The 259-nt window shown below is 47.9% G+C and carries 1 pseudogene; it reads right to left on the bottom strand.

The window, feature by feature from the left end:
- Positions 1 to 259 (bottom strand): annotated as a pseudogene (locus ACYQ8U_RS23450) (long-chain-fatty-acid--CoA ligase); the annotation flags it as partial.

Consider the following 259-nt stretch of genomic DNA (forward strand, 5'->3'; position numbering starts at 1 on the left):
TGGGTCATCCGGTGTGACATCCACATCAGGTTCCTCTTTGGAAAAGGTCTCCAAGAGGTTTTGATGAAAGATCATTCCTTCAGCAGGCTCTTCCAGGGTAATGTACACTTGCACTTTGGGAAATTTATCCTGCAAGGTTTTGACCTGATTGACCATTTCCGGGCCGATAAAAAGCACCTTTGCTTCGGAGTAATTGACCAGATATTCAAGCTCATCTGCTTGCAGGCGCGGGTTGAACGGTGAGGCTATGAAGCCACCC

This window comes from Desulfocastanea catecholica, from assembly GCF_054657295.1.